Origin of the sequence: Pseudomonas berkeleyensis (genome assembly GCF_014109765.1) — a bacterium.
Taxonomy (GTDB): Bacteria; Pseudomonadota; Gammaproteobacteria; order Pseudomonadales; family Pseudomonadaceae; genus Aquipseudomonas; species Aquipseudomonas berkeleyensis.
The window spans coordinates 5,494,393-5,520,750 of the sequence record NZ_CP059139.1 but is presented as its reverse complement, the minus strand read 5'-3'; the positions used below and the strand labels follow the sequence as shown (position 1 = coordinate 5,520,750).

The window sequence follows — 26,358 nt, the reverse complement described above, 5'->3', positions numbered from 1 at the left end:
GCACCCCATGAACCCGCGTCTACCCGTTACCGTGCTGTCCGGCTTTCTCGGCGCCGGCAAGAGCACCCTGCTCAACCATGTGCTGAAGAACCGCGACGGCATGAAGGTCGCGGTGATCGTCAACGACATGAGCGAAATCAACATCGACGGCAGCGAAGTGCAGCGCGACGTCAGCCTCAACCGTGCCGAAGAAAAGCTGGTGGAGATGAGCAACGGCTGCATCTGCTGCACCCTGCGCGAAGACCTGCTCGAAGAGGTCGCCCGCCTGGCCAGCGACGGGCGTTTCGACTACCTGCTGATCGAGTCCACCGGCATTAGCGAGCCGCTACCGGTGGCCGAAACCTTCACCTTCCGCGATGAGCAGGGGCGCAGCCTGTCCGACCTGGCGCGGCTCGACACCATGGTCACGGTGGTCGATGGGGTGAATTTCCTGCGCGACTTCCACGCTGCGGAAAGCCTGGCCAGCCGTGGCGAAACCCTCGGTGAGGAGGACGAGCGCTCGATCACCGACCTGCTGATCGAGCAGGTGGAATTCGCCGACGTCATCCTCATCAGCAAAATCGACCTGATCAGCCAGGCCGAGCGCGAAGAGCTGATGGCCATCCTCCGTGGGCTCAACACCCATGCCGACATCCAGGCCATGAGCATGGGCCAGATCGCTCTGGAGAAGATCCTCGACACCGGCCGTTTCGACTTCGACCGTGCGTCGCAGGCGCCGGGCTGGCTCAAGGAACTGCGCGGCGAGCACGTGCCGGAAACCGAGGAATACGGCATTGCCTCCAGCGCCTACCGCGCGCGCCGGCCGTTTCATCCGCAGCGTTTCTTCAATTTCCTCTCGCAGGAATGGCACAACGGCCGCCTGCTGCGCTCCAAGGGCTTCTTCTGGCTGGCCAGCAAGTACCAGGAAGCCGGCAGCTGGTCGCAGGCTGGCGGTCTGATGCGCCACGGCCTGGCTGGGCGCTGGTGGCGCTTCGTGCCCAAGCAGCACTGGCCGCAGGACGAAGAAGGTCTGCAGGCGATCATGAAACACTGGAGCGCCGAGGTCGGCGACTGCCGCCAGGAGCTGGTGTTCATCGGCCAGAACATTGATTTCGAGCGCCTCACCCGCGAGCTGGACGACTGCCTGTTGACCGACGCGGAAATGGCCGGCGGCCCCGAGGCCTGGCGCCTGCTGCCCGACCCCTTCGGCCCCTGGCAACAACAGGAGGCGGCCTGATGTACGCGCTCAAACTGCCGGCGCCGCCGCGCCAGGCACTGGCCGAGGATATCCAGGTGCTCGGTGAGGTGCTGCACGACGACGTCAACCTGGCCGTCTGGCAGCGTCGCCTGCCGGCGCAGATCGCCGATTTCGCCGAAGCGCTGCTGATCCAGGGCGAGCCGCTGGCGCAGTCCATGACCCTGGAGCTGGCGCAGGCCGACAGCGAGCCGAATCTTGCCGGTCTGGTGGCGCAGTACGCCGACCTGCCGGGCCAGGCGGCCTTTCTCGCCGACGTGGCCTGGCTGGTGCGCGCCTATGCCTGCCTGCTCGATGCGCGGCGCATCGGCCTGCGCTTGCGTGCGCTGGACAAGGCCATGTGCCCGCGCTTTCACGTCGACCATGTGCCGCTGCGGTTGATTACCAGCTATGCCGGCGTGGGTAGCGACTGGCTGGAGGAGGGCGTGATGCCGCGCAGCAAGTTCGGCCAACCCGGGGCAGAGCCGCAGGACGAGGCGTTGATCCAGCGCCTGGAGGCCGGCCATGTTGCGCTGGCCAAGGGCGAGAAATGGCACGGCAATGAGGGACGCGGGTTGATCCACCGCTCGCCGCAGCCGCCGGCCGGACAGCGACGCTTGCTGCTGACCCTGGATTGGTTGGCTTGAGCGAGAGCGTTGGCTGGTGGTTCTCCGTAGGGTGCGCTGTGCGCACCGACAAACACCGCGGTATTCGCGGTGCGCACAGCGCACCCTACGGATAGCGGCAAGCCCTTAAAAAATAGGCCGGAGCGACTGCCCCGGCCTTAAGCACCAAGAGATCATGTCGAGGCGTGATTCGACATGCGGGTCATGTGAGGTACCCGTTTCCATTAAGCGCTCATTGGGTGACGTTTTGATGTCAGGGTTGTTGCGTTTCCGCGTGGGACGGGTGCAACCCGCTAAGCAGGGAATGGCGGGTTGCACCCGCCCTACATCACCCGGCTCAGGGTTTGATCCACGTGCCCTGATACTGGCTGGTGCAGGCCGGCTCCAGGTACAGCGCGTCGCTGGCCGCGCCGTAGTAGTGGATGTCCTGCAGGTACAGGTCGCTGCCGGCCCTTGCGTTCTGGCAGACGCCGTAGGCGCCCTGCGGGCACTGCTCGACGAACTCCACCTCGACCGTCTGCCCTTGCAGCTGCGGCTGGCAGAAGCCGTCGCGGAACAGCGTGGCGGGGATGTTGCGATTCTCCTGGCAGACCTTCACGTCCAGGCGTTCGGCCTGGCTATGCACCACGCAGGCTTCGGCCAGGGCCAAGCCCGGTAGCAGAGAGAACAGCAACAGCCATGCACGCATCGTTTCGACTCCCGAAAAACTGCCGGCGAATCTAACATGCTGCTTAATCGCAGTCTGTGCTGGCACTTGTCTGGCGAACCACCGACCATAAACCCATGCTCAGTCAAATCCCCACCCACCTCATCGCCGGCCCGCTGGGTGCCGGCAAGACCAGCCTGATCCGCCACCTGTTGGCGCAGAAACCGGCGCACGAGCGCTGGGCGGTGCTGATCAACGAGTTCGGCCAGATCGGCCTGGACGCGGCCCTGCTCGAGCGCGGCGAAGACGGTATCGCCCTGGCCGAGGTCGCAGGTGGTTGCCTGTGCTGCGTCAACGGTGCGCCGTTTCAGGTTGGCCTCGGGCGTCTGTTGCGTAAAGTCAAACCGGATCGCCTGCTGATCGAACCGTCCGGCCTGGGCCATCCGGCGCAGTTGCTGGAGCAGTTGCGTCAGCCGCCCTGGCGCGGCGTGCTGGCCGTGCAGCCGGCGCTGATGGTGCTGGATGCTGCCGCGTTGGCCAGCGGTCAGCCGCTGTCTGATGTGCAGCGTCAGGCGCTGGATGACGCTGGCCTGTTGCTGCTGAACAAGAGTGAAGGGCTGGACGATGCGAGCCGGGCGCGAATTGCCGAGGATCTGCCCCCCGTGCCGCTGCACTGGACGGAACAGGGGCAGCTCGACCTGGCACTGTTGCCGGGCCTGGCGGCGCAGGCTTCGCCAATCGACGTGAGCGCCGAGTTACCCACAGCCACGCCCGGTCTGGCGCAGATCTGGCGCAATGCCGCCGAGCCGATCTGCCTGGTGCAGGATCAAGCCGAGGGCTGGAGCATTGGCTGGCGCTGGCACCCGAGCCAGCGTTTCGATCTCGCGCTCATCAGCCAGTGGCTGCAGCGCATGGATTGGCGCAGGGCCAAGGCCGTGCTGCACGGCGCCGAAGGCTGGCGCTCGCTGAATGCCTTGCAGGGGCAGGCGCTACAGGCCTGGAGCCCGAGCGAATGGCGCAAGGATTCACGGCTGGAGCTGATCTTCGCCGCAGCGCAGGACGAAGCGGCCCTGCGCGCCGATATGGCGGCCTGTCGGCTGTAGGCGGGCGCCGGGGTGGCGCCCGCCAGCGCTCAGTCGGTGGTGATCCGCGAGTGGGTGCGGGTGTCCTTCATGGTGACGTACACCAGCAGCGAGCAGGCGATGCAGCCGGTCACGTACCAATAGAAGCCGCTTTCCAGGCCGACGCTCTTGAACCACAGCGCCACGTACTCGGCGGTACCGCCGAAGATCGATACGGTCAGCGCGTACGGCAGGCCGACGCCCAGAGCGCGGATCTCGGTAGGGAACAGCTCGGCTTTCACCACGGCGTTGATCGAGGTGTAGCCGCTGACGATGATCAGCGCCGCCATGATCAGGAAGAACGCACCCCACCAGGTCTGCACGGTGTGCAGGGTGGTCAGGATCGGGTAGGTGAACAGCGTACCCAGCACGCCGAAGGCGATCAGGATCGGGCGCCGGCCGATCTTGTCGGACAGCGCGCCGACCAGCGGCTGCAGCAGCATGAACAGGAACAGCGTGGCCGCCGAGATCATGGTCGAGTCGTTCTTGCTCATGCCCACGGTGTTGACCAGGTACTTCTGCATGTAGGTGGTGTAGGTGTAGAAGGCCAGGGTACCGCCCATGGTCAGGCCGACCACGGTGAGCAGCTCCTTGGGATGGCGCAGCAGGGTGCGCATGATGTTTTCCTTCGGCGCCTCGGTCTTCTTGAACGAGTCGGTCTCCTCCATGCCGCGGCGCAGGTACATGGCCACGACGGCGCACAGTGCACCGATCACGAAGGGTACGCGCCAGCCCCAGGTTTCCAGCTGTTCGACGGTCAGGGTCTGCTGCAGGACGATCAGCACGGCCAGGGCGATGAGCTGACCGGAGATCAGCGTCACGTACTGGAAGCTGGAGAAGAAACCGCGGTTCTCCTTGGTCGCCATCTCTGACAGGTAAGTGGCCGAGGTGCCGTACTCGCCGCCGACCGACAGGCCCTGCAGCAGGCGGGCGATCACCAGCAGGATGGGCGCGGCGACGCCGATGGTCTCGTAGCTGGGGGTCAGGGCGATGATCAGCGAGCCGAAGCACATCAGCAGCACCGAGGCCAACAGGGCGGCCTTGCGCCCCTTGCGGTCGGCGTAGATGCCCATCAGCCAGCCGCCGATCGGGCGCATCAGGAAGCCCACGGCGAAGATCGCGGCGGTGTTCAGAAGCTGGGCGGTCAGGTCGCCTTGCGGGAAGAAGGCCTTGGCGAAGTACAGCGAGAAGGCGGCGTAGACATACCAGTCGTACCACTCGACCAGGTTGCCGACCGAGCCGCTGAAAATCGATTTGATGCGTTGGGACGTGGTGCGCGTAGGCGCGGAGGCAGGCAGCGTGCTGGTGCTTTCCATCAGGGGATCCTCGATCTCGTCATTGTTCTTGTACGCATGAACATGCGCTGGCAGGCCCCTTTGCAGAAGCTGTGCCATGGATCGAGAGGCCCGTACCACGGGCCTTGCAGTGAGATTCAGGGGAATGGATCTAGCAGATTTCTGCTAGCTGATGGCGTGGCCTAGCGGATTCTTGCCAGACGGCGCGGGTTCAGGTCGGCGCGTTGTCGTCGAGGAAGTCGGTGCGTTGCAGGCCGTGGCGCTGCATCTTTTCGTTGAGGGTGCGGCGCGGCAGTTGCAGCAGTTCGGTGACCAGCTTCATATCGCCGTGGCAGCTGGCCAGGGCTTCGCGCAGGCACTGGGCCTCATACGCCTCCATGCGTGCGCTGAGCGAGTTGTCGGCCGTGGCACTGTCGCCACCGGCGCCGGGTAGCGCCAGCACATGGCGTTCGGCGGCGTTGACCAGCTCACGCACGTTGCCCGGCCAGTCATGGGCCAGCAGGTGAGCCAGCAGCGTGGGCGGGATCGGCGGCAGCGGCCGGCCGAAGCGCTCGGCGATCTGCCGCGCGTGGTACTCGAACAGCGCTGGCACGTCCTCGCGGCGCTCGCGCAGCGCCGGCAGTTGCAGTTCGGCGACATGCAGGCGATACAGCAGATCCTGGCGAAAGGTCCCCTCGCGTACCCGTTCATGCAGATCCGGTTTGGTCGCGGCGACCACCCGCAGATCCAGGTCGATCACCTGGTTGGAGCCGAGGCGCTCCAGCTGGCGCTCCTGCAGCACGCGCAGCAGCTTGACCTGCTGGCTCATGGGCATGCTCTCGATCTCGTCGAGAAACAGGGTGCCGCCGTTGGCGTGCTCGATCTTGCCGATGCGCTTGCCCTGGGCACCGGTGAAGGCACCGCTCTCGTGGCCGAACAGCTCGCTCTCGAACAGGTGCTCGGGGATGGCAGCGCAATTGACCGCGACGAAGGCATTTTGCGCGCGTGGGCCGAAGTCGTGCAGGCAGCGGGCGACCAGCTCCTTGCCGCTGCCGGTCTCGCCACGCATCAGCACGTTGGCCGGTGTCTGCGCCAGCTCCAGCACCTGGCGGCGCAGTTGTGTCATGGCGGCGGAAGAGCCGAGCAGGCGCCCGGCCAGTTCGTCCTTGTGCTCGACCTGCTGGCGCAGCTGGCGGTTCTCGCGGGTCAGCTGGCGCTTTTCCAGGGCCCGGCGCAGGCTGCCGAGCAGGCGCTCGGGGGTGAAGGGTTTCTCGATGAAGTCATAGGCGCCCAGGCGCATCGCTTCCACCGCCTGGGGCACGTCACCGTGGGCGGTCACCAGCAGGAAGGGCAGCTCGGGATCGCGCGCCAGTACCTCCTCCAGCAGGGCCATGCCATCCATGCCGGGCATACGCAGATCGCTGATCACCACGCCGGGGAAGTCTTCCGGCAGCAGCGTCAGGCATTCCTTGGCGTTCGCGCACAACTGCACGGCGAAGCCGGAGCGCTCCAGCCATTGGCGCACGGCCTCGCGGATGGGGGCCTCGTCATCGACGAAAATCACGCTGGGTTTCATGCGGGCTCCTCTGGGGCGTCAGTGGCAGGCAGGCGCAGGGTGAAGCAGGCGCCACCCTCGGCGCGGTTGGCGGCCAGCAGGTCGCCGTCCAGTTCACGGACGATGGCGTAGGACACCGCCAGGCCGAGGCCCAGGCCATCGCCCACTGGCTTGGTGGTGAAGAATGGGTCGAACAGTTGTGGCAGGGCCTCGGGTTCGATGCCGGTACCGTTATCGGCGATGCTCAGCGACCAGTGCCCGTCGCGCAGGGTCAGGTCGATTCGCAGCTGTGGCGAGGTGCAGCCTTGCATGGCGTCCAGCGCGTTGCGCAGCAGGTTCACCAGCACCTGCTCCAGGCGGATGGCGTCGCCACTGACCCAGGCGCCCTGCGCCGGATCGCGGTGTATCGACACCGGCACGTCGCGCAGGCGCGGTTCCAGCAACTGCATGGCCTTGTCCAGCACCTCGCCCAGCTCCAGGGTCTCGCGCAGCCCGCCGGGGCTCTTGCGGGCGTAGGTCTTCAGGTGTCCGGCTAGGGCCGCCATGCGTTGCAGCAGTTCTTCATGACGGGGCAGGGACTGGCGTGCTTCTTCCAGTTCGCCGTCGTCGAGGATCATGCGCAAGGTGGTCAGGTGCACCTGCAGGGCCGTCAGCGGCTGGTTGATCTCGTGGGCCAGTGCTGCCGACATCTGGCCCAGCGCGGCCAGCTTGGCGGCCTGAACCAGACTTTCCTGGGCGGTGCGCAGGTCAGCGGTACGCTGCTCGACCAGCGCTTGCAGCTCCTCGCGGGTGCGCTGACGCAGGCGGGCGATACGCCAGCGCTGTTGCAGCACCAGGCCCAGCAGGAATACCGCCACCCAGGCGCCGCCGGCGGCCAAGCCGGCCGCGTGGGTATTGTCGACGATGCTGCGGGTATCGCGCAGCAGGTGCAGCGTCCAGCCTTCGCTGCTCAGCTCACGGGTTTCCCACAGGTAGTCGCCGGCCAGTTCCGGGCTGTCCACGCGTACCAGGCGGCCACTGTCGGCCTGGGTCGGGCGCTGCTGGTAATGCAGAGGCGTCAGCGGCTTCTTGTCGTATTGGCGAGTGCTGGCCAGCGTCTCGCGCACCATGGCGCTGATCGGTTGCAGCTCGCGATAACGCCAGGCGCTGCGGTTGGCGATGAAGGTGATGCCGTGGCGATCACTGACCAGCAGCACGTGCGGGCTCTGGCTCCAGGCCTGCTCGATGCCGGGGAATTCCAGTTTCACCACCACCGCACCGAGAAAGCGTCCGCTGCCATCGCGCACCGCGTGCGACAGGAAGTAGCCGGGAATACCGCTGGTCACGCCGACCGCGTAGAAGCGTCCGGTGTCCTGGCGCTGCGCCTCAAGGAAGTAGGGACGGAAGCTGTAATCATGACCGACGTAGCTGGTTGGCAGCCGCCAGTTGCTGGCAGCGATGTCCAGGCCATCGGCGTTCATCAGCTGCAAGGTCGAGGAATGGGCAGAGGCGTTGATGGCCTCCAGCTTGAGGTTCAGGCGGTGTTGCAGGGCGGGCGTCAGCGGCTGCTGCAAGGCGGCTTCGAGTTCCGGGTCGAGCGCCAGCACGGCAGGCAGCGCGCGGTAGCGGTCGATCAGGGTCTGCAGGGTGCCGGCGTAGGCGGCTAGCTGCTCCTGTGCCTGCTGCCCCGCCTCTTGCAGGCGCAGGCGTTCTGCCTGTCGTTCGGCCAGGTACACCGACAGCGCCAGGCCGCAGAGCAGCAGGGCGATCAGTGCAAGGGGGCGCAGGAGGCGGGTGTGCATCGGTCGGCGGTCGCGTAATGATGTCAGGCCGCCGCCACAGGTGTGGGCAGTAGGGTGAGGAACATATTGCCGAGGGTCAGCATGACGACGGGCGCTCGCGACGTTGGGGTGACCAGCTTACCCGATCCGACGCTGCTGCCCATCTGCGGTTCGTCTCGGCCAACTGGTAAACTCGCCGCGCCCCTGTTGCTGTGGATAACCTTCATGCACCTGCTGCCCTGGTCTTATGACACGTCTGCTGGTTTCACCCTGCGCGGCTGGCACACGCCGCCGTCGGGCAAGCCGCTGCTGCATTTCCTGCACGGTAATGGCTATTGCGGACGCGTTTACACACCGATGCTGGCCCTGCTGGCCGAGGACTTCGATCTCTGGTTGTGCGACGTGCAGGGCCATGGCGACAGCGATCATGGCGGCCGCTTCCATGGCTGGAACCGCAGCGCCGAGCTGGCGGTGGAGGCCTTTGACACCCAGCGTGGACAGTTCGGCGAGGTGCCACGTTTTGCCCTCGGCCACAGCTTCGGCGGGGTGCTCACCAGCCTGATCCTGGCGCGTCATCCCGAACTGTTCCAGCGCGCGGTGCTGCTCGACCCGGTGCTGTTCAGCCCGGCGATGATTGGTGTGATGGCGCTGTCCGACGTGGTTGGCCTGGCGCAGCGCACCGGCATGGCGAAGAAGGCACAGAAGCGCCGTCGGCAATGGTCGGATCGGGCCAGCGCACATGCCGCGTTGCATGGCCGTGGCATGTTCCGCGGCTGGGACGAGGCAGCTTTCGACGCCTATATCGAGCATGCGCTGAAGGATGTGGAGGGCGGCGTCGAACTCAAGTGCCGGCCGAGCCGCGAGGCCGAGATATTCGGCTCCTTCCCGCGTCGCCTGTGGCCGTCGTTGGCCAGGGTGACGACGCCGACCGAGGTGATCCATGGTGCGCGCACTTACCCCTTCGTCGCCAAGTCCGTGGCGCGCTGGTGCGCGAGCAATGCGCATGTGCGTGGGCAGGTGGTGCCGGGTGGACACTGCTTCATGCAGGAGCAGCCCGCCGATAGCGCCGCGCGAGTGAGCGATTTTCTGCTGCAGCGCGGCTGAGCGAGTAGGGCGGGTCAGGCCTTGCGCCGCCAGTCTTCCAGGCGGATGACGTTACCTGAACTCTGCACCGAAACCGGTTCGGGCTGCGGCTCCAGCACCGGGTGCGGTTCCAGCTCGATATGCCCCAGGTGCGGGCCGAACATGCTCAGATGGCCGCGCAGGCGCTGTTCGCCCGTGACGGTGAATTCAAAATCGTAGAGCCGCGCCAGGCGTCGATAGCCCTTGCCGTCGCGCAGGATGGCCAGGCGCCGCAAGGCCACGGCGCCGTCGAGCAGCTCGACATCGAACTTGGCGCAGTGCTGTTTGGCGAATGCCAGCGCACGTTCGCGAATGCCATGGCCGCGCCACAGCCAGGCGCAGGCGGCGGCGAAGAGCATCAGCAGGAAGACATCGAACAGGTTGATCATGGTGACTCCGGCTCCGGGAGGCAGAGCTTAGCCTATCTGCCACGCGCTTCTCAGCATAGCCACTTGCCCGTGCGTCGGCTGTGCACTAGCGTTCGCCCACTCAACTCTGAAAAGGATGTCAGCGTCATGCATTGCCCCGCCTGCCGTACCGCTCGCCTGCAACCGGCCAAACTCGAAGATGGCCTGCTTGGCCATGGCTGCCTGCAGTGCTCGGGCACCCTGGTCAGCCTGCTGCATTACCGCGACTGGGCCGAGCGTCAGCCGGCGCAGGAGACGCCAACGGAGCTGGCTGCGCAAGCCGAAGTGGGTGAAACCACCCACGCCCTGAGCTGCCCCAAATGCGCCAAGTTGATGGGCAAGTTCCAGATCAGCGGCACTCGCGCCAACCGCCTGGATCTCTGCGGCAGCTGCGACGAAGCCTGGCTGGACAGCGGTGAATGGCAACTGCTCAAGGCGCTGGAGCTGAGCCACAAGATGCCGGCGATCTTTACCGAGGCCTGGCAACGTCAGGTGCGTCAGCAGGCCAGCGAAGAGGCGCGGCGCGAGCGCTTCAGCCGTATCGCCGGCGAAGAGGCCATCGCCCGTGCCGACGAAATCCGCGTCTGGCTCAAGGATCATCCGCAGCGGCGTGAGCTGCTGTTCTACATCGGCCACGACTGAGGGCGTTTCACCCGCGTCGGCTCAGGTCGCCCGCATCAGACGATCACGGCCCGCGACCTTGGCGGCGTAAAGCGCCGTGTCGGCGCGTTGCTGCAACTGCTCCAGGGTTTCACCAGGGCGCCACTCGGCCAGGCCGATGCTGACACTGATGCGCAGGCCCTGCAGATTGCGCTCGGCCAGGTTCGTGCGCAGGCGCTCCAGACCTTGGGCGGCGGCCTCCAGATCGCTATCCGGTAGGAGCAGGATGAATTCCTCGCCGCCGACGCGGGCGAACAGGTCGGTCGCGCGCGCCCGCTGCCGGCAAAGCAGGCTGAATTCGCGCAGCACCGCGTCACCAGTGATGTGGCCGTGGCGGTCGTTGACCTGTTTGAAGTGATCCAGATCGAGCATCGCCAAGCACAGCGGCAGGTTCTGCCGTTGGCTGCGCTGCAGCGCCTGGCTTGCACGCTCTTCGAACGCGCGGCGATTCAATGCCTCGGTCAGTGGGTCGGTGGTGGCCAGGTGCAGCAGCTGTTGTTCGAGTGCCTTGCGCCGGCTGACATCACGGATCTCGGCGACCTGTCGGCCATCCTCGCGCAACTGGGCGATGCTGATTTCGGCTGCGAAGGGCACGGCGTCGCGCAGGGCTTCAAGGTCATGCGGCTGGCCGTCGGCACGGCCCAGCAGCTCTTCGACGCGTATCTGCTCGGCGGGGGCGAACAGGCTGTGCAACTCCGCGCCCAGCAGATGCTCGCGAGAGCGGGCGAACAGCGTCTCCAGCATCGGATTGGCGTCGACGATGCGGCCGCGCTCCAGCACCACCACGCCGGCCTGGGTGATACGCATCAGCCGTTCGAAACGCTCGGCGCTGTCCTCTGCCTGCTCGGCGTGGCGGCGGCTGTCGGCGAGGATGCGGCGCATGGTCATCAGCGCCAGACCGACCAGGCCGATCACCCACAGCGGGATGCCGAAGTTGTAGGGCAGCAGGTAGGGCACCGAACGGGTCACGTCGACGTGTTCGATGCCCTGCAGGCCATCGATCAGGCCGAGCAGGGCGCGCAGCAGGGTAATCAGGGCGAAACCGGCGAAGGCCAGGGCGACGAAACGGCGTACGCCACTCAGCTCCGGTTCCTCGCGGGCGACCCACAGGGCGCGGCAGGCCTGGATCGGTAGCAGACCGCCGATCAGCGCATAGAAGGTGACGACGAATTCAGTGTTGATCGGCGCCACGAACCAGTGCCAGCTCATCACCAGGCTCATCGCACCGGCACTGGCTGGTACCGTCCACCACGGCGGCGGCAGCCCCAGGAAACGGAACACGCCGACCATCAGCAAGGCTTCGCCGGCCAGTTGCAGGCTGTTGCCTGCGATGTTCAACCATGGGCTGGCGCTGGCCATGTAGCCGATGAACAGCCAGATGCCGAGGTTGAGCGTCCAGGCGCCGCTCATCCACACGCCAGGGCCGCAATAGGGGCGAGCGAAGTACCACAGGGCGGTGCTGGCAATAGCACAGCCGAGCATCAGGTTGATGCCCAGCAACAGTGGGGAGAAGTAGAGCGTTTCCATGATCAGGCCGACCGGCAGGACGATTGCGGCATTCTGCCAGTGTCCTGCGATGTCGTCGCGTCGGTCAGCTTTTTCCCGCTCGTCGGTCGCTTCCGGCGAAGGTTAGAAGGCCCGAACCACCTGTGCCCAGACGCGCGGGGTACGCGATACGTCGCTTTCGGCATCGGCATTGCCGAGGCGCCAGGCGGCGACGGCGCTGATCTGCCAGCCATTGGCGGCCCAGCGAGCGCCGATACCCGTGCCGGAGAGGCTACGATGGTTATTCTCATCGGCCCAGGTGTCCTTGTTAAGGCGAACCTGGCCATGGTCGACGAAGGTGGACAGCTGCCAGGCTTCGTTCAGGGCATAGCGTAGTTCGACGTTGGCCAGCCAGCCCTGGTCGCCCGAGGCTTCGCCTTGCGGGTAGGCGCGTACGCCATAGGCACCGCCGAGGTAGAGCTTCTCGGAGCTGTCCAGATTGCCGTCGGCCCACTGGCCCTGAAGCTGGGTGTAGAGGCTGAAACGCTCGCTCAGACGCTGCAGGCGAACCAGGCTGGGGTTGAGCTTGTGGAACTGGCCTGCGGTACCGGACGTGAAGTCATCGGCGCGCTGGGCCGCCGCGCCGTCGATATTCAGGCTGCCCTGGCTCCAGGCCAGGGCGAAGCTGTTGACGCCACCGCCGAGCAGCATGTCGCGGCTGTTGCCAGTGAGCGACACAATGGTCACGCGAGCACGCTTGTCGCTCTTCTGGTCGAACAGGTCGATGTCATCCTTGAGCCGCTTGTCGTCGAACTGCAGCTGACCGTAGAGGCTGAAATCCCGCGAGCGCACCAGCGGCTGGAGGGCGAAGACGCTGGTGATGCGCGCATTGCCATGTGCGTCGAGATCCTCGAAGTCCTTGCCCAACTGGTAGTCCATGTCCGAATAGGCGACGCCGAACTGGGTCGCCCAGGGGCCGAGCGGCAACTGATAGGCGATGCGGCCATAACGCTGGTCTTCCTCGGAGCCCATGGCGCGCAGAGTCAGGCGGTCGCCGAAGCCCAGTGGGTTGTTCAGGTTGAGCGTGCCGCCCAGGCGGTACTCGCCGACGAAGCGGTTGCCGTAGTTGTCGGCGTCCACCGAGCCGGAGATCAGTGGGGCGCTTTGCACATCCACCAGCAGGTCGGCGGTGCCGGTGCTGGTGCCGGGGCGCAGGGTCGATTTCACCTCGATGCCAGGCGTGTCCTGGAGCAGCAGCAGGCTGCGTTCCAGCGGCTTGCCCTGCACCGCGTCACCCGCCTGCAGGGTGGCCAGCGGAGCGAGGGCGCTACCGCGCAGGCCGGCCTGATCATTGAGCTGCACCTGGCCGAAGCGACCTTCGAGCACGGCGATCTTCACCCTCCCGCCCTCGATTTCCTGGGCCGGTAGGTAGGCGCGGGCCAGCGGGTAGCCACGCTCGCGATAGAGGCGCGTGATGCGGTTGGCGGCGCCTTGCAGCTGGCCGACCGTGAGCTCGCGCCCGGTGAGGTCGTCGAGTTGTGCGAGCAGCTCCGCACTGGACATTGCCTGGTTGCCGTCGAGGACGAAGCCATTCACCTGCAGGCGCGGACCGGCTTCGGCGGCGGGGTCGTCCGGTGCATCGGGCAGATTGATCTCGAGGCGTTGCCGGTCGGGCAACTGCAGTGGCGCCTGGTCGATACCCTGTTGTGCCTGGCCGGCGTCCGGTGCGGTGGCAGCCAGGGTGGAGAGCGTGAACAGCGAGGCGGCGAGGCCCGCCAGCATGGAGGTCGAACGCAACTTCAGATTCCTTCTGGGAGGCGGATGCCATTGTCGACGAGGTTCAGTTGAGGGCTGTAAGTCGCCGCATCGAACAATTTTGGGGTCGTCATCATCAGGGGGCGGAGCGGCTGGTCATCGGTCTGGCTGGCCGCCTGCCGAGCAGTCGCAAGGCGCGTATCGACGACGCTGGGTGAAAGGTTGCCGGTTACCGTCAGTACACCGTCCACGTAGGTGATGTCGTAGTTGCCCAGGCCGAGGCCCAGGGCGTCACTGGCGACGATAGCGTAGGCACCGGCGCTGGCATTCGCCGTGGTACCGCTGCTAGTGAGGTTGACGCTGTTGACCTGGTCGCCTGCCACCAGGCCCGAAGTGCTGAAGCCGTTGAGATTCGCCGCCTGGCCGGCGGTCTTGCTGGCGTTGTCGGCCGTGATGGTCAGGCTGGCCTTGTCGATGGTCAGGGTGCCGGCGAGCATTTCGATGTCGTAGCCGAACTGGCTGGAATACAGGCCACCAAGTTGTAGGTCGGCTGCGCTGTAAGTGCCCGCATTGGCGCTGCTGGCGGTGTACACGGCGCTGCCGGAAACCAGCGTCGAATCGTAGCCGATGGGGAACACCAGGGCGCCGGTGCTGCTGGTGGCGTTGCCGTCGTAAGTCTTGCTGACATTGCCGGCGCTGACGCTGAGGGCCGTCATGAAGGCGCGCAACAGCGGCGCGCTGTGGCCCTCATACAGTCGCCAGGTGGCGCCTGTGCCGCCAGCGTCGTCGATGTCCCAGCCAGCCGCCACGAAGGGCGCCAGGCTGGTGAGCTGGGCGCTGGTCAGCCCCGACACGCCCGTGGTATTGCCTGCCCCGACGCCCTGTGCCAGGCCGCTGGTGGAGGTGTTCCAGAAGCTGCCGGTGACGGTGCCGGCATTGCTACCCACCAGGCCGCCGACCGCGCCGACGCTGGAGTTGGCCGTGCCCGTGGAATAGACACGCAGCAGGCTGCCGTCGTTGAACCCGACCAGGCCACCCGCCGTGGCGCTGCCCTGGGCGCTGCCAGTGGCGTAGCTGTCGCGGATGGTGCCGGTGCTGGCGTTGCTGCCGGCCAGGCCGCCGCCATTGAGGCCGCCGCTGGCGCCGCCTGTGGCCAGGGACTCGCTGAGCGTGCCGGCGTTGGTGCCGACCAGGGCGCCGACATTGCCCGTGCCACTGACATCGAGATCGCTGCTGACCCGCTCGACCACACCCGCCGAAGCGTTGTAGCCCACCAGGGCTCCGGCGTAGGTACCGCCAGCCACGCTGCCGCCCAGCAAGCTGAGGTTGCCGATGTAACCGGTGTTGTAGCCGAACAGGCCGCTGTAGGTGCTGCCGGGGCGGTTGATGGCCAGGCCGCTGATGCGATGCCCTTGCCCATCGAACCGGCCAGTGAAGGGGTTGGCCAGGCTGCCGATAGAGAGGAAGCCGCTGCCGTTGTTCCAAAGCGTGCTGCTGGAGGCGTCGATATCGTTTGCCAGAACGAAGCGGCTGCCTGCCAGGCTGGTGGAGGCCAGGCCCTGCAGGCCATAGACATCGGTGATGCGGTACGGCGTGGCGACGCTGCCGTCACCGCCCAGGGCGCGCACGAAGGTGGCACCGGGGCTGAGGCGGAAGTCGGTGACGCTGAAGCTGGGCAGGCTGGCCGCCACCTGGCTCCAGGTGCCGCCGGTGAGATTCAGCACGCCGAGGTTGACGCCACCGTTGCTGGTTGCGGTGCCGGCAGCAGAGAGGGTCAGGCTGCCGTTGGCGGCGTCGATGCCATCCCCCAGCAGGACGTTGCCGCCATTGCTGGTGCTGAGGGTCAGCCCGGCGTTGTCGCCCCAGGTCAGGCGGTCGGCCACGTTGAGGTTGCCGCCTGCCGACAGCTGGCGCGTGCCGCTGATGCCGAAGGTACCGCCGCTGTCGAGGTTGAGCAGGCCGCCGGAACCGAGGTTGGTGTCCAGGCTGTAGTTGGCGGCGCTGGCGGCCAGGTAGAGGCCATAGCCGCTGCTGGTGAGGGCTGAGAAGTCGCTGGACGAAAGGAAGGCGAGGTCGCTGTCTGCATAACTGCCGCGCGCGGCCAGGTAGCGGCTGCGGGTCGCCGAGAGGCTGCCCTGCCCCGTGGTCAGGCGCGCGGCGGAGCTGTAGACGTCCAGCCCCTGGATGCCGTTGGTGCCGATCACGTCGCCGAAGCTGGCGCCGGTGTCGGCGTTGCCATCCAGGTAGGCGATGGCGCCGTTGGCATCCAGGCCGCTGGCGTCGCTGAGGATGTAGTAGTAGCCGTCCGCCCCGCTGCTGCCGCTGCCGATGGCCACGCCGCCGGATACGGCGGTCAGCGTCGCGCCCGCCAGGGCGGCGCTGCCGCCATTGCTGAAGGCCTTGCCGCTGATGGCGATGGGCGTGGTGCTGTAGCGCCAGGTGAAGTAGGGGTAGAGGTTGGCGCCGGTGCCCCAGATGGACGAGGAGAAGCCGGACGGCAGCCCACCCTGGAGCTGCGCGGTGGTACGCGCGGTGATGCCGTTCATCAGGCCACCGGACGTGGCCTGCGACTGGCCACTGGTCTGGGTGTTCCAGTAGGCGTTGCTGATGGCGCCGTTGGTGCCGTTGTTGTAGCCGACGAAGCCACCCAGCTGGGTGCCGCCGGCGACGTAGCCGGTGGAGTAGCTGTTGCTGATGGTGCCGTTGATGAAATTGACCCCGGCGAAGCCGCCGATGTTGCTCGCAGAGCCCTGGCCGATCACCGCGCCGGTGGCGTAGGAGTCGGTGATGCTGCCTTCGTTGTGCCCGACGAAGCCGCCGACCGGCCCCGACGACGCCCTCACCGTGCCGGTGGCGTAGGACTGGCTGATGGAGCCGCCATCGCCGCTGTAGCCGTTGGCGCCCACCAGGCCACCGACATAGCCGAGGTTGGCGGTCGTGTTGGTGCCGGTGACATTACCGGTGGCATAGGAGCGGGTGATGCTGCCGCCGTTGACATTGAAGCCGACCAGGCCACCGACCTGGTAGCCGGCCCCGGTGACGTCGCCGGTGGCGGAGGCATCGGCGATGGCGCCGCTGTCGTTGGTGCCCACCAGCCCGCCGGTGTTGGCTTCGCTGGTGCTGGTGCCGCTGACCGTGGTGCTGGCCGATGCGTTGCCGAGGGTGCCGCCCTGCATGTAACCCACCAGGGCACCGACGTTGTCTCTGCCGGTGGCGTTGCCGCCCACCAGCTTGACGTTGGCCAGGGTCGCACCGGAGGTGTAGCCGAACAGGCCGACATAGTCGGTGGCCGCGCGGTTGATGGCCAGGCCGGTGATGCTGTGGTCCTGCCCGTCGAAGCTGCCGGTGAACTGCTGGGCGTTGTTGCCGATCGGGCGCAGGCCCGAGGCGCCCCACACCTCGCCGTAGTAGCCGCCGCTGGCAGCCATGGCGCTGGCCAGGCTCAGGTCGGTGCCCAGGCGGTAGTTGGCTGACAAATCCAGCCCCATCAGTTGCAGGGCGTGGGGGGTGAAGATGGTCGTGGAGTATTCGTTGCGTAGCATCGGCCGGGTATCGCCTTCGAACATCACCCACATGTTGGTGAAGTCGAAGCCGGTGTAGGCCGACTGGTTGCGCACGGCGCTGGTCAGGCCGGTACCGCCACCCAGGGAGCTGGACTGGCCGGTGCTGTTGATGTCCCAGTAGCTGGTGTTGACGGTGATGGTGGGCAGGTAGCCGCCACCGATCAGGCCGCCCGTGGTGGTGTAGCCGGTGACCTTGCCGCTGGCGTAGGTGTTGGTCAGCGTCGCGCTGGAGATCACCTCGCCCAGCAGCCCGCCCGCAAACGCACTGGTGTTGCTGACCGTGGCGGTGACCGAGCCGGTGGCATAGGAGTCGGCCATGGCAATGCTCTGCACGCTGCCCGCCAGCCCGCCCACCACGGTCAGGCCGGTCACGTCGGCGGCAGAGGACGAGTAGCGGATGATGCCGTTGTTGACCGTGCCGGCCAGGCCGCCGACGAAGGCCCCGGAGCCGGACACGCTGCCGGTCATGTGGACGTTGCTGAGGGTGCCGCCGAGGGTGGCGGCGATACCGCCGACGTTCATCTGGCCGGTGATGCGGGCATTCGACAGGGTCAGGTCACGGACGTTGCCGCTCACAGTGCGGAACAGCCCGACGTCGCTCTCCGACCCGCGGTTGATGGTCAGCTTGTCGATGCTGTGGCCAAGGCCGGCGAAGTTGGTGCTCGCCCCATCCAGCGGGTTGAAGCCGGCGCCACCGTTCCAGCCCGCGGTGGCGCTGGCGTCGATGTCGTTGCCCAGGGCGTAGAAGCCCGTGCTGGTGATGTTCTGCAACGCGCCGATGTCATGGATCAGGGTGTAGCCGGTGCCCGCCAGGCTGAGGCTGGCATTGCTGCCGGACAGGGTCACGCGGGCGCCCTTGTTCAGGCTGTAGCTGCCGCTGTAGGACATGGACAGCCCCGCGTTGTTGCCGGTGGCGGTGATGTCCTTGTTGATGATGATGCTGCCGGCGGCGTTGAGCGCCAGCACGGTGTTGGCGCTCCAGCTGATGGCTGCATCCACGGTGATGTTGCCGGCCTGGCTGCCGCCGACACCGGTGGTCACCGTCACCCCGGTGCTGGCCAGGGCATTGGTGAGGGTGTTGACATTGAGCACGCTGTCGTTGGCGTTGCCATTGAAGCCGCCCATACCGGAGCTGGGGGCGTTGGAAATGGTGACGTTGTAAGGATCGATCAACCACTCGCCGGTTTTGCCCTTGGGCGCCAGGGTGGTGACCTTGACGTCGTCGGCGATTTTCACGTGGGCGCCGCTGGTGTCGATGAAACCGCCATTTCCACCGTCCGGAGCGCTGGCATCGAGGGTGCCGGCGACGTTCACCACGCCGCCGTCGAAATCGCCGAGCAGCAGGATCTTGCCATCCTTCTCGCCCAGGGTGCGGGCTTCGATCACGCCAGTGTTGTTGACCACCGTCTTGAGCAGGGCATCGCCAGCATTAGCGGTCAGCACCACTTGGCCGCCATCGGCCTTGATCAACTGGTGGTTCTCCACCAGGGCATCCACTGCCGCTTCGTCCACCTGCACGTTGAGCAGGCCATCGCCGGCGAAGTCCAGGGTCATCGCATTACCGGCCGCCAGTGTGGCCGAACCGCGGTTGGCGACGATCACGCCCTGGTTGCTGACAGTACCGCCGAGCAGCGCCACGGCGCCGCCATCGGCGCGGATACTGCCCTGGTTGACCACCGCAGCCGGGCTACCATCACCCTTGAAGTGGTACTGGCCCTTGTCGAAGTCCTCGACCGACAGATCAAGGGTCGACGCCACCAGTCCGCCGACATTGACACTGGCTCCGTTGCCGAACAGCACGCCATTTGGGTTGACCAGGAAGACGCGACCGTTGGCATCGAGTTGGCCCATGATCTTCGAGCCATCGCTGCCCACTACCCGGTTGAGGGCAATGGAGTCGCGGCCTGGCTGATTGAAGGTCACCTTGTTGCCGGCGCCAATGTCGAAGCTCTGCCAGTCGATGGCCAACTTGTTGCTGGCCTGATCGATGACCATTTGCTGGGCATTGGGCTGGCTGATGTTACCGCTGCCGGACACCACCTGGCCGCCCGTGGGCAGGTCGGCGGCCATGGTCGAACCCGCCAGCAGCAGGCTTGCCACCAGCACTGCACTCGAACCCTTGCCGCGCCTGCGGGCATGTTCGTTGGCGACGCTCCAGGCGCCGTTGTTCGGATTCCAGACGAGGGCGTAGGCACGGTTCATGACAGCCTTCCTGTTATTGGCGATTGTTATTTAAAGAAGCGTTCCCGCTTGCCGCGACTGGGTAAGGTAAGCGCGTGATGTAGCCATCAGGAGCGGGGAAACTCGCAGAATCTAAACTGATGGCAAAATGGGCGCTTGATAGAACTTGCGCCGCGCCTAGCTTATAGGAAGAAAAAATGGACGGGGATTTTCCTGATGGCGATTTGACACCCTCTGTTCGGTCGGCCATCGATTGGGAACTGGCACAGATTGTCCAGCCACCTCCTGCCGCTCCGCTGACGCCGGCCCCGCGCCGGCCGCCGCCGCGGTATTTGGATGATCCCCGCATTGCCCGTGCGGTACGCCTGCTCGACGGTGTTCCGGCAGCGCCTCTTGGCCTGGATGCCGTGGCCGAGCATGTCGGCCTTAGCCCGTTTCATTTCCAGCGCTATTTCCAGGAGGTGATGGGCGAGTCGCCCAGTGCCTACCTGCGTCGCACCCGGCTGGATCGTGCCGCGATGGGGCTGCTGATGGGCGCGGAGTCGGTAATGCAGGTCGCCCTGGATGCCGGGTACGCCAGCCACGAAGCGTTCATCCGGGCCTTCCAGCGTCGTTTCGGCAGGGTGCCCAGCCAGTACCGTCAGTTCGCGCAGCGCAACCGCCCCCTGCCGACCTCACTGCAGTGCGAGCAGGCTGCGCAGGTTCGGGTGCAGCTCTTCAAGCCGCTGCCCCTGCTCGCCATGCGCTTTCACGGCTCCTATGGTGATCGTGAGGAACACTGGCATATCTTCGGAGATTACCTGCGCCGGATCGGTTTCCCTCTCGAGAAGGCGCAGGCGCTGGGCGTCTCCCTGGATGGTTCCCTGGTGACGCCGGCTGAGCAGATACGGTACGACTGCGCGGTGATCGACCCGGGCTTCGACGCCACGGCCACGGCGCTGACCCGGCACAGTCTGCCGGCGGGTCGTTACGCGACGCTGCGTTTCGATGGTGCCTACCTGCCAGGCATCGTCAATACCCTGAGCAGCGTCGCGATCGCCTGGTTGCCCGCGTCAGGCGAGAAGCTGAAGGCGGTCAACAACGGCGGGTTCGAGCTGTTCCACACACCGCCCTGGACACAGAGCGGCGGCCAGCAATCGGTCACCGTGGCGTTGCCGCTGGCCTGACGCCGTCAGGCGTTCTTCTCTTCGCTCAGCGCCTGGTAGCGCTGCTGCAGCTCTTCGCGGATCTGCCGGCGCTGTTTGGCCTGGCGCTGGCGGCGCAGGCCGTCGGGAGTATCCGGCTGCAATTCCGGAATCGGCGCCGGACGGCCATTGGCATCGACCGCGACCATGGTGAAGAAGCAGCTGTTGGTGTGGCGCACCGAGCGCTCGCGGATGTTCTCGGTGATCACCTTGATGCCGATCTCCATCGAGGTGCGCCCAGTGTGGTTGACCGAGGCGAGGAAGGTGACCAGCTCGCCGACGTGTACCGGCTCGCGGAACATCACCTGATCCACCGACAGGGTCACCACGTAGCAACCGGCATAGCGGCTGGCGCAGGCGTAGGCGACTTCGTCGAGGTACTTGAGCAGGGTGCCGCCGTGGACATTGCCGGAGAAATTGGCCATATCCGGTGTCATCAGTACGGTCATCGTCAGTTGCGCAGTTCCGGCTTCCATGGTGACTCCGAATGGGGGCTGTGCGCTGCAGCGCTGGCTGCAGCCCGGCTAAGATGGGCTTTTGCTTTCCTAGGATGCCAGATGATGCCTATGCGCCACATTCCGCTTTTGCTATTGAGCCTGCTTGCCCTGCCGGTGCTGGCCGAGGAGCAATGCGCCAGCGCGGCGCAATGTAACCAGGTCGGTACGGCGGCTTATCAGGCGGGCCGTTTCGACCAGGCCATCGAGGCCTTCGAGCGGCAGTTGCGCCGTGTCGAGCGCGACGATGCCGTCGGGCTCGAACTGGCCGTGAACAACCTGATGCTGGCCAACCTGCGCGCGGGCGATGCCGGAATGGCGCGGGCCTGGCTGCAACTGGCGCTGGACAGCAACCTGTCCGGCTCGGCGACTCGCCACAACCTGGCCAAGGTCTCGCAGGCGCTGGATTATTCGGCGTTGAGCGCCAGCCCGGTGGGTCGCTACCTGCGCTACGGCGGTCAGGCCGTGTGGAGCGAATTGCAGATCAGCGAAGATGGCAGTGGCGGTTATCTCGCCAATTTCGCCCCTCTGCGCGCCGGTGCCCGGGTCGAGGAATATGGCCCGGCCGCGATCGGTGGGCTGGAGGGTAAGTTGGTGGGTGATACCGTGCAGATGCGCCTGGAGGACGCCGGCGGCAGCGATTGTGCGGTGCAACTGCTGCGCGAGGGCATCCATATGCAGGTGCTGGAGGTGTTCGCCGACGGCTGCCAGGACTATGGCGGCATGGGCATCAGCGTGGGGGGAAACTACATCAAGGTACGCCCCTGAGCGTCACAGCCCGTAGTGGGACTTGAGCTGCTGCACGCTGTCCTGCTCCTCCAGCAGGAAGGCATCGAAGCGTTCGATCAGATCAGGGCGTCGGGCGCTGCTGAGGTGGAAGCTGGTGTAGATCAGCGGCAGTTGCTGATCCAGCTGCAGGTAGTCGCCGGCCATGCCCAGTTGGCCGAGCTGGTAGCGCACCACCTGCGGATTGGCGTAGAGCGCATCGATACGCCCGCGCGCGACCATGCGGATCAGGCTGTGGATATCCTGGGTTTCCACCAGGCTTACGTCGCCCTTGTCGAGCAGGGGTTGCCAGGCCTGGGCGGTGAAACCTCGCACCGTGCCCAGGTGGTGAATGTTGTTCAGGCCCTGGCCGCGACGGCTGGCCAGCACCAGGGTGCCGTCGACGATCTGAATCGCCGCCTCGCTGTAGTACAGCGGGTGATCGATCTTGGCCTGGCGCGCCCAGGTGGGATTGTCGGGGAACAGCAGGTCGAGGCTCTGCTCGTCGAGCATGTTGCGATACAGCCGGTTGAGCGGCTGCGGCAGCAGCTCCAGCGTCAGCCCCTCGTGCTTGGCGAAGGCTTCCAGCAAGTCCAGGCAATAGCCTTCGGGCGGGCTGTCGGGGGTGATGCGGTAATAGGGATAGTAATCGTGCTGCTCGATGCCGACGCGCAAGGTTTCGCCTTGCGCCAGAGCGGCTGCCATCAGCAGGGCCAGCAGTAGCCAGCGTTTCATGCGTCGTTCTCCGCCTCCTCGCTGGCTACAGATTAGCCCAGAGGGCGATCAGGCGTGACTGAGATACCAGCGCCAGTCCTGTTCGCCCACCTCGCCCATGAACTGACGGTACTCGGCCCATTTGATCGCCAGGAACACCTTGAGGAACTCCTCACCCAATGCCTCGCGCGCCCAGCTCGAACCTTCCAGATTGCGCAGGGCAGTGAGCCAGTCGGTAGGCAAGGTTTCGCGGGCCTGCTCGTAGCCATTGCCGACGATGGCCTCGCCTGGATCGATCTGCTCGCGGATACCTTTGTGGATACCGGCGAGGATCGCCGCTGCGGCCAGATAGGGATTGGCATCGGCGCCGCAGATACGGTGCTCGACGTGACGGCTGTTGGCCGGCCCGCCCGGTACGCGGAACGACACGGTGCGGTTGTTCACCCCCCAGCTCTTGGCCAGCGGCGCGTAGCTGTTGGCCTGGAAGCGGCGGAAGGAGTTGGCGTTGGGGCAGAAGATCGCCATGGCATCGCCCAGCGTGGCCATCATGCCGCCGATGGCGTGGCGCAGCAGTGGCGTGCCATACGGGTCTTCCGAGGCCATCAGGTTGTTGCCCTCGGCGTCGGCCAGCGACACGTGCATGTGCAGGCCGCTGCCGGCTTGATCGCCGAACGGCTTGGCCATGAAGCAGGCCTGTAGCCCGTGCTTGTTGGCCACGCCCTTGACCAGGCGCTTGTAGCGCACGCCTTCGTCCACTGCCTGCAGGGCATTGAAGCGGTGCTCCAGGGTCAGTTCGAGCTGGCCGGGTGCGTATTCGGAAATCGCCGTGCGTACCGGCAGGCCCTGCGCCTCGCAAGCAGCGTAGAGATCGTCGAGGAACGGTTGCACCTGCTCCAGCTCGTACACGCCATAGACCTGCGGCGCCTGCGGGCGCACGCCGTTCATCTGCACGGCGGGCTGTGGGCGGCCATTGGCGTCGCGTTGCTTGTCCAGCAGGTAGAACTCCAGCTCCACCGCCATCACCGGGTGATAGCCGTCGGCCTTCAGCGCCTCGATGGCACGCACCAGCACGTGGCGGGGGTCACCCGGCGTGGCCGGCAGACCCTGGGTCGGGTGCATGCTCACCTGCAACTGGCCGGTGGGCACCGCGCGCCAGGGTTGCAGGGTCAGGCTACCGGGGAGGGGGTAGGTCCAGCAGTCGGCATCGGCCACTTCCCAGACCAGGCCACTTTCCTCGACGTCCTCGCCCTGGATGGTCAGCGACAGGATGGAGCTGGGCAGCGGTCGGCCGTTCTCGTAGATCGCCAGCAGTTCGTCGCGGTGCAGCAGCTTGCCGCGTGGAATGCCGTTGGCGTCGATCAGCATCAGCTCGATGCTGCGCACCTCGGGGTGGCGTTCGAGGAAATCGCGGGCTTCCTGGGGGTTGGCGAATTGCATGGTGATCTCTCACTTAGGGTGCGCCGTGCGCACCAGAAAGGTAACGGTGCGCGCGGCCTGGTCGGCTCCGCGGCACCCTACAGTTGTTGCGGACTACTCACGGGCGCCAGGGATGGCCAGCAGCTCGGTGAGGGCCGTATCGAGCATGGCGATCAGCTTGTCCACATCCGCGGCCGTGGTGCTGGGGCAGCACAGGGTCATGTTGTGGAACGGGGTGATCAGGATGCCGCGGTTGATCAGGTACAGGTGCAGGGCCATCTGCAGCTCGTCATGGAAGGCGGCCTCGGCCTCGGCGCCGGTGCGCGGCGGCGTGGCGCAGAACTGGAATTCGCAACGCGCGCCCAGCTCGGTCACCGACCACTTCAGGCCGTGCTTGTCGATCAGGTGGCGGAAGCCCTCGGCCAGGCGTGCGGCCAGCGGCAGCATGTGGTCGTAGGCGGCCTGGGTCATCACCTGTTCCAGGTTGGCGCGCATGCAGTGCATGGCCAGGGCATTGGCCGACAGGGTGGTACCCATGCCGCTGTGGCCGTGACCATGGCTGCCTTCGCTGGCGCGTTGGCGGGCCTGGGTCATGGCGTCGGCCATCGCTGCGCTGCAACCGAAGATGCCGCACGGCACGCCGCCGGCGATTGGCTTGCCGACCACGAAGAAGTCCGGGTCGAGCCCCCACAGCCGTGTACAGCCGCCGATATCGGTGGAGATGGTGTGGGTTTCGTCGATGATCAGCAGGCTGCCGTACTTGCGCGTGAGCTCGCGGCACTTCTGCATGAAGCCCGGATCGGGCAATACCATGCCGATGTTGGTCATCGCCGGCTCGCAGAGCAGGGCGCATACGTCGCCTTGCGCCAGCGCCGCTTCCAGCGCCTCGATATCGTTGAAAGGAATGGCGCGGCTGTGCTCGGTCAGGTCATAGGCCTGGCCGACCAGGCCCGAGCGGTGCACGGTCTGGCCGTCGCGCTCGCGCACCATGACGTCGTCGACAGTGCCGTGGTAGCAGCCGTCGAACACCAGCAGGGTCTTGCGCTGGGTGATGGCGCGCGCCCAGCGCAGCACATAGCGGTTGGAGTCGGTGGCGGTGGCGGTCACCTGCCAGTAGGGCAGGCCGAAGCGCTGAGCCAGCAGTTCGCCGCAGACCACAGCATCCTCACCTGGGAGCATGGTGGTCAGGCCATTGTTGGCCTGCTCGGCGAGGGCGCGCGCCACCGGATCGGGCGAGTGGCCGAACATGGTGCCGGTGTCACCCAGGCAGAAGTCGACGTATTCATGACCGTCGACATCGAAGAAGCGCGCCCCCTTGGCACGCTCGACGAACAGCGGCACCGGTGTCGACCAGTCGGCCATCCAGTGCATCGGCACGCCGCCATACAAGGAATGGCGGGCACGCTCGGCCAGGGCCACCGACTTCGGGTTGCGTTCGAGGAAGCGGGCGCGCTCACGGGCAGCGAAGGTTTCCACGGCGGTTGGGGCGATACCACTGGCAGTCATCTTGAACACCTCGTTCGAATTTCCACACATGGTATTTTGTGATCACAGAAATTACAAGTTATCCAGGTATACGCAAAAATAGTTAGAATTGACCATATTCTGTGATCACAGAATATCGATATGCTTGCATGAGTATCACCGATAACCATCACACGACACCCACTGGAGAACGCCATGCGCGACTGCCTGCTCACCCTGTCCCAACTGCCTGCACCGCCACAGGGACGTTAAACCATGAGCGACAATCTGCAGGAACAGCTGTATCAACGTATTCGTGAGGGTCTGCTGGCCGGTCGTTTCCAGCCGGGGCAGGCCTTGAAGATTCGTGACCTGGCCGCGCAGTGGGGCACCAGCCCGATGCCGGTGCGGGCCGCGTTACAGCGCCTGGTGGCCGAAGGCGCGCTGGAGGGCGAGCAGCAGCGCTCGGTTCGCGTTCCCTCGATGACCCGTGAGCGTTACGAAAACATTTTCCAGGTTCGTCTGGCGCTGGAAGGGCTGGCGGTCGAACTGGCCACGCCACGCCTGAGCAGCGATGAACTGGAGCTGCTGCGTGATTGCGTGCGGCGTATGGACGTGGCCATCGAGCAACGCCAGGTACAGGCCTACCTGGACGCCAATAGCCAGTTCCATCTGCGGCTCTACGGTGCCTGTGGCAACCCGGTGCTGGTACGTTCGATCGAGTCGCTATGGTTGCAGATCGGCCCGTTCTTCAACCGCCTGTTCACCGGCGCCGACCTGTCGCTGCGACTCAACGACTTTCATGAGGACGCCTTCGCTGCCATCGAGGCCGGCGATGCCAAGGCAGCTCGCCATGCCATGGAGCAGGATCTCGTGTACTTCGCGCGCTTCTTGCTCAACTTACTGGAGCTGGAGCAGGCGAGATAGCAAGTGGCTATCTCGCTGTACTTGCT

At 65.9% G+C, this 26,358-nt stretch carries 20 protein-coding genes; 8 read left to right on the top strand and 12 right to left on the bottom strand.

The window, feature by feature from the left end; all coding sequences use genetic code 11:
* Positions 1–7: 7 nt before the first annotated feature.
* Complete coding sequence (zigA, locus tag HS968_RS25665; protein WP_182369353.1) at positions 8–1,216, top strand: zinc metallochaperone GTPase ZigA; 1,209 nt, start codon at positions 8–10, stop codon at positions 1,214–1,216.
* Entirely contained in the window at positions 1,216–1,860 is a 645-nt protein-coding gene (locus HS968_RS25660) for a DUF1826 domain-containing protein (RefSeq protein ID WP_182369352.1), read from the top strand. Before zigA ends, HS968_RS25660 begins: the two co-directional genes overlap by 1 nt.
* Before the next feature lie 316 nt (positions 1,861–2,176).
* Here the strand turns inward: HS968_RS25660 and HS968_RS25655 are convergent, their stop codons facing one another.
* Positions 2,177–2,527, bottom strand: coding sequence for an NADH:ubiquinone oxidoreductase (locus tag HS968_RS25655; RefSeq protein WP_182369351.1), 351 nt, complete (start codon positions 2,525–2,527; stop codon positions 2,177–2,179).
* Between the two features lie 95 nt (positions 2,528–2,622).
* Here HS968_RS25655 and HS968_RS25650 point away from each other — a divergent pair, with 95 nt between their 5' ends.
* Positions 2,623–3,588 carry a CobW family GTP-binding protein gene (locus tag HS968_RS25650; protein WP_182369350.1) on the top strand — a complete coding sequence of 322 codons (966 nt, stop codon included), beginning with the start codon at positions 2,623–2,625 and terminating at the stop codon, positions 3,586–3,588.
* Positions 3,589–3,617: 29 nt separating this feature from the next.
* On the opposite strand, the gene HS968_RS25645 is transcribed toward HS968_RS25650, so the two are convergent.
* From HS968_RS25645 to HS968_RS25635, 3 genes are all read right to left on the bottom strand, one after another.
* Complete coding sequence (locus HS968_RS25645; RefSeq protein WP_182369349.1) at positions 3,618–4,922, bottom strand: MFS transporter; 1,305 nt, start codon at positions 4,920–4,922, stop codon at positions 3,618–3,620.
* 190 nt (positions 4,923–5,112) lie between these two features.
* Positions 5,113–6,456 carry a sigma-54-dependent transcriptional regulator gene (locus tag HS968_RS25640; protein WP_182369348.1) on the bottom strand — a complete coding sequence of 448 codons (1,344 nt, stop codon included), beginning with the start codon at positions 6,454–6,456 and terminating at the stop codon, positions 5,113–5,115.
* Positions 6,453–8,216, bottom strand: a complete 1,764-nt coding sequence (locus HS968_RS25635; protein ID WP_182369346.1) for an ATP-binding protein — start codon at positions 8,214–8,216, stop codon at positions 6,453–6,455. The genes HS968_RS25640 and HS968_RS25635 overlap by 4 nt, the downstream gene beginning before the upstream one ends.
* Positions 8,217–8,420: 204 nt before the next feature.
* Between HS968_RS25635 and HS968_RS25630 the strand changes: the two genes are divergently transcribed.
* Complete coding sequence (locus HS968_RS25630; protein ID WP_182369344.1) at positions 8,421–9,299, top strand: alpha/beta fold hydrolase; 879 nt, start codon at positions 8,421–8,423, stop codon at positions 9,297–9,299.
* 14 nt (positions 9,300–9,313) lie between these two features.
* Here the strand turns inward: HS968_RS25630 and HS968_RS25625 are convergent, their stop codons facing one another.
* Positions 9,314–9,706 carry a DUF3301 domain-containing protein gene (locus tag HS968_RS25625; RefSeq protein ID WP_106738063.1) on the bottom strand — a complete coding sequence of 131 codons (393 nt, stop codon included), beginning with the start codon at positions 9,704–9,706 and terminating at the stop codon, positions 9,314–9,316.
* Between the two features lie 126 nt (positions 9,707–9,832).
* On the opposite strand from HS968_RS25625, the gene HS968_RS25620 reads away from it, so the two are divergent.
* Positions 9,833–10,366 carry a TFIIB-type zinc ribbon-containing protein gene (locus HS968_RS25620; protein WP_119694945.1) on the top strand — a complete coding sequence of 178 codons (534 nt, stop codon included), beginning with the start codon at positions 9,833–9,835 and terminating at the stop codon, positions 10,364–10,366.
* 21 nt (positions 10,367–10,387) lie between these two features.
* Here the strand turns inward: HS968_RS25620 and HS968_RS25615 are convergent, their stop codons facing one another.
* The 3 genes from HS968_RS25615 to HS968_RS25605 all read right to left on the bottom strand — a co-directional run bounded on the left by HS968_RS25615 (position 10,388) and on the right by HS968_RS25605 (position 19,389).
* Positions 10,388–11,911, bottom strand: coding sequence for a sensor domain-containing diguanylate cyclase (locus HS968_RS25615; protein ID WP_182369342.1), 1,524 nt, complete (start codon positions 11,909–11,911; stop codon positions 10,388–10,390).
* Positions 11,912–12,013: 102 nt separating this feature from the next.
* Positions 12,014–13,651, bottom strand: coding sequence for a ShlB/FhaC/HecB family hemolysin secretion/activation protein (locus HS968_RS25610; RefSeq protein ID WP_182371691.1), 1,638 nt, complete (start codon positions 13,649–13,651; stop codon positions 12,014–12,016).
* Between the two features lie 17 nt (positions 13,652–13,668).
* Entirely contained in the window at positions 13,669–19,389 is a 5,721-nt protein-coding gene (locus HS968_RS25605; RefSeq protein WP_182369340.1) for a two-partner secretion domain-containing protein, read from the bottom strand.
* A 311-nt stretch (positions 19,390–19,700) separates the two neighbouring features.
* On the opposite strand from HS968_RS25605, the gene HS968_RS25600 reads away from it, so the two are divergent.
* Positions 19,701–20,534: an AraC family transcriptional regulator gene (locus tag HS968_RS25600; protein ID WP_238338884.1), complete on the top strand. Its 834-nt coding sequence runs from the start codon at positions 19,701–19,703 to the stop codon at positions 20,532–20,534.
* A 5-nt stretch (positions 20,535–20,539) separates the two neighbouring features.
* Here HS968_RS25600 and HS968_RS25595 read toward each other — a convergent pair whose 3' ends face one another.
* Positions 20,540–21,028, bottom strand: coding sequence for an acyl-CoA thioesterase (locus tag HS968_RS25595; RefSeq protein ID WP_106738068.1), 489 nt, complete (start codon positions 21,026–21,028; stop codon positions 20,540–20,542).
* An 81-nt stretch (positions 21,029–21,109) separates the two neighbouring features.
* Here HS968_RS25595 and HS968_RS25590 point away from each other — a divergent pair, with 81 nt between their 5' ends.
* Entirely contained in the window at positions 21,110–21,814 is a 705-nt protein-coding gene (locus tag HS968_RS25590) for a tetratricopeptide repeat protein (protein ID WP_182369336.1), read from the top strand.
* A 3-nt stretch (positions 21,815–21,817) separates the two neighbouring features.
* On the opposite strand, the gene HS968_RS25585 is transcribed toward HS968_RS25590, so the two are convergent.
* From HS968_RS25585 to HS968_RS25575, 3 genes are all read right to left on the bottom strand, one after another.
* A complete protein-coding gene (locus HS968_RS25585) occupies positions 21,818–22,546 on the bottom strand; it encodes a substrate-binding periplasmic protein (RefSeq protein ID WP_182369334.1) in 729 nt (242 codons plus the stop codon).
* Positions 22,547–22,594: 48 nt separating this feature from the next.
* Complete coding sequence (locus HS968_RS25580) at positions 22,595–23,962, bottom strand: glutamine synthetase family protein (RefSeq protein WP_182369332.1); 1,368 nt, start codon at positions 23,960–23,962, stop codon at positions 22,595–22,597.
* Between the two features lie 93 nt (positions 23,963–24,055).
* Positions 24,056–25,447 carry an aspartate aminotransferase family protein gene (locus HS968_RS25575; protein WP_179623148.1) on the bottom strand — a complete coding sequence of 464 codons (1,392 nt, stop codon included), beginning with the start codon at positions 25,445–25,447 and terminating at the stop codon, positions 24,056–24,058.
* 234 nt (positions 25,448–25,681) lie between these two features.
* On the opposite strand from HS968_RS25575, the gene HS968_RS25570 reads away from it, so the two are divergent.
* Complete coding sequence (locus tag HS968_RS25570; RefSeq protein WP_182369330.1) at positions 25,682–26,332, top strand: GntR family transcriptional regulator; 651 nt, start codon at positions 25,682–25,684, stop codon at positions 26,330–26,332.
* Positions 26,333–26,358 lie beyond the last annotated feature (26 nt).

Coding starts and splice junctions, on each gene's coding strand:
- HS968_RS25615 (WP_182369342.1), bottom strand. CDS start 11,911: ATGGAAACGCTCTACTTCTCCCCACTGTTGCTGGGCATCAACCTGATG.
- zigA (WP_182369353.1), top strand. CDS start 8: ATGAACCCGCGTCTACCCGTTACCGTGCTGTCCGGCTTTCTCGGCGCC.
- HS968_RS25640 (WP_182369348.1), bottom strand. CDS start 6,456: ATGAAACCCAGCGTGATTTTCGTCGATGACGAGGCCCCCATCCGCGAG.
- HS968_RS25645 (WP_182369349.1), bottom strand. CDS start 4,922: ATGGAAAGCACCAGCACGCTGCCTGCCTCCGCGCCTACGCGCACCACG.
- HS968_RS25570 (WP_182369330.1), top strand. CDS start 25,682: ATGAGCGACAATCTGCAGGAACAGCTGTATCAACGTATTCGTGAGGGT.
- HS968_RS25585 (WP_182369334.1), bottom strand. CDS start 22,546: ATGAAACGCTGGCTACTGCTGGCCCTGCTGATGGCAGCCGCTCTGGCG.
- HS968_RS25595 (WP_106738068.1), bottom strand. CDS start 21,028: ATGGAAGCCGGAACTGCGCAACTGACGATGACCGTACTGATGACACCG.
- HS968_RS25650 (WP_182369350.1), top strand. CDS start 2,623: ATGCTCAGTCAAATCCCCACCCACCTCATCGCCGGCCCGCTGGGTGCC.
- HS968_RS25590 (WP_182369336.1), top strand. CDS start 21,110: ATGATGCCTATGCGCCACATTCCGCTTTTGCTATTGAGCCTGCTTGCC.
- HS968_RS25625 (WP_106738063.1), bottom strand. CDS start 9,706: ATGATCAACCTGTTCGATGTCTTCCTGCTGATGCTCTTCGCCGCCGCC.
- HS968_RS25630 (WP_182369344.1), top strand. CDS start 8,421: ATGCACCTGCTGCCCTGGTCTTATGACACGTCTGCTGGTTTCACCCTG.
- HS968_RS25610 (WP_182371691.1), bottom strand. CDS start 13,651: ATGCTGGCGGGCCTCGCCGCCTCGCTGTTCACGCTCTCCACCCTGGCT.
- HS968_RS25635 (WP_182369346.1), bottom strand. CDS start 8,216: ATGCACACCCGCCTCCTGCGCCCCCTTGCACTGATCGCCCTGCTGCTC.
- HS968_RS25575 (WP_179623148.1), bottom strand. CDS start 25,447: ATGACTGCCAGTGGTATCGCCCCAACCGCCGTGGAAACCTTCGCTGCC.
- HS968_RS25660 (WP_182369352.1), top strand. CDS start 1,216: ATGTACGCGCTCAAACTGCCGGCGCCGCCGCGCCAGGCACTGGCCGAG.
- HS968_RS25655 (WP_182369351.1), bottom strand. CDS start 2,527: ATGCGTGCATGGCTGTTGCTGTTCTCTCTGCTACCGGGCTTGGCCCTG.
- HS968_RS25605 (WP_182369340.1), bottom strand. CDS start 19,389: ATGAACCGTGCCTACGCCCTCGTCTGGAATCCGAACAACGGCGCCTGG.
- HS968_RS25620 (WP_119694945.1), top strand. CDS start 9,833: ATGCATTGCCCCGCCTGCCGTACCGCTCGCCTGCAACCGGCCAAACTC.
- HS968_RS25580 (WP_182369332.1), bottom strand. CDS start 23,962: ATGCAATTCGCCAACCCCCAGGAAGCCCGCGATTTCCTCGAACGCCAC.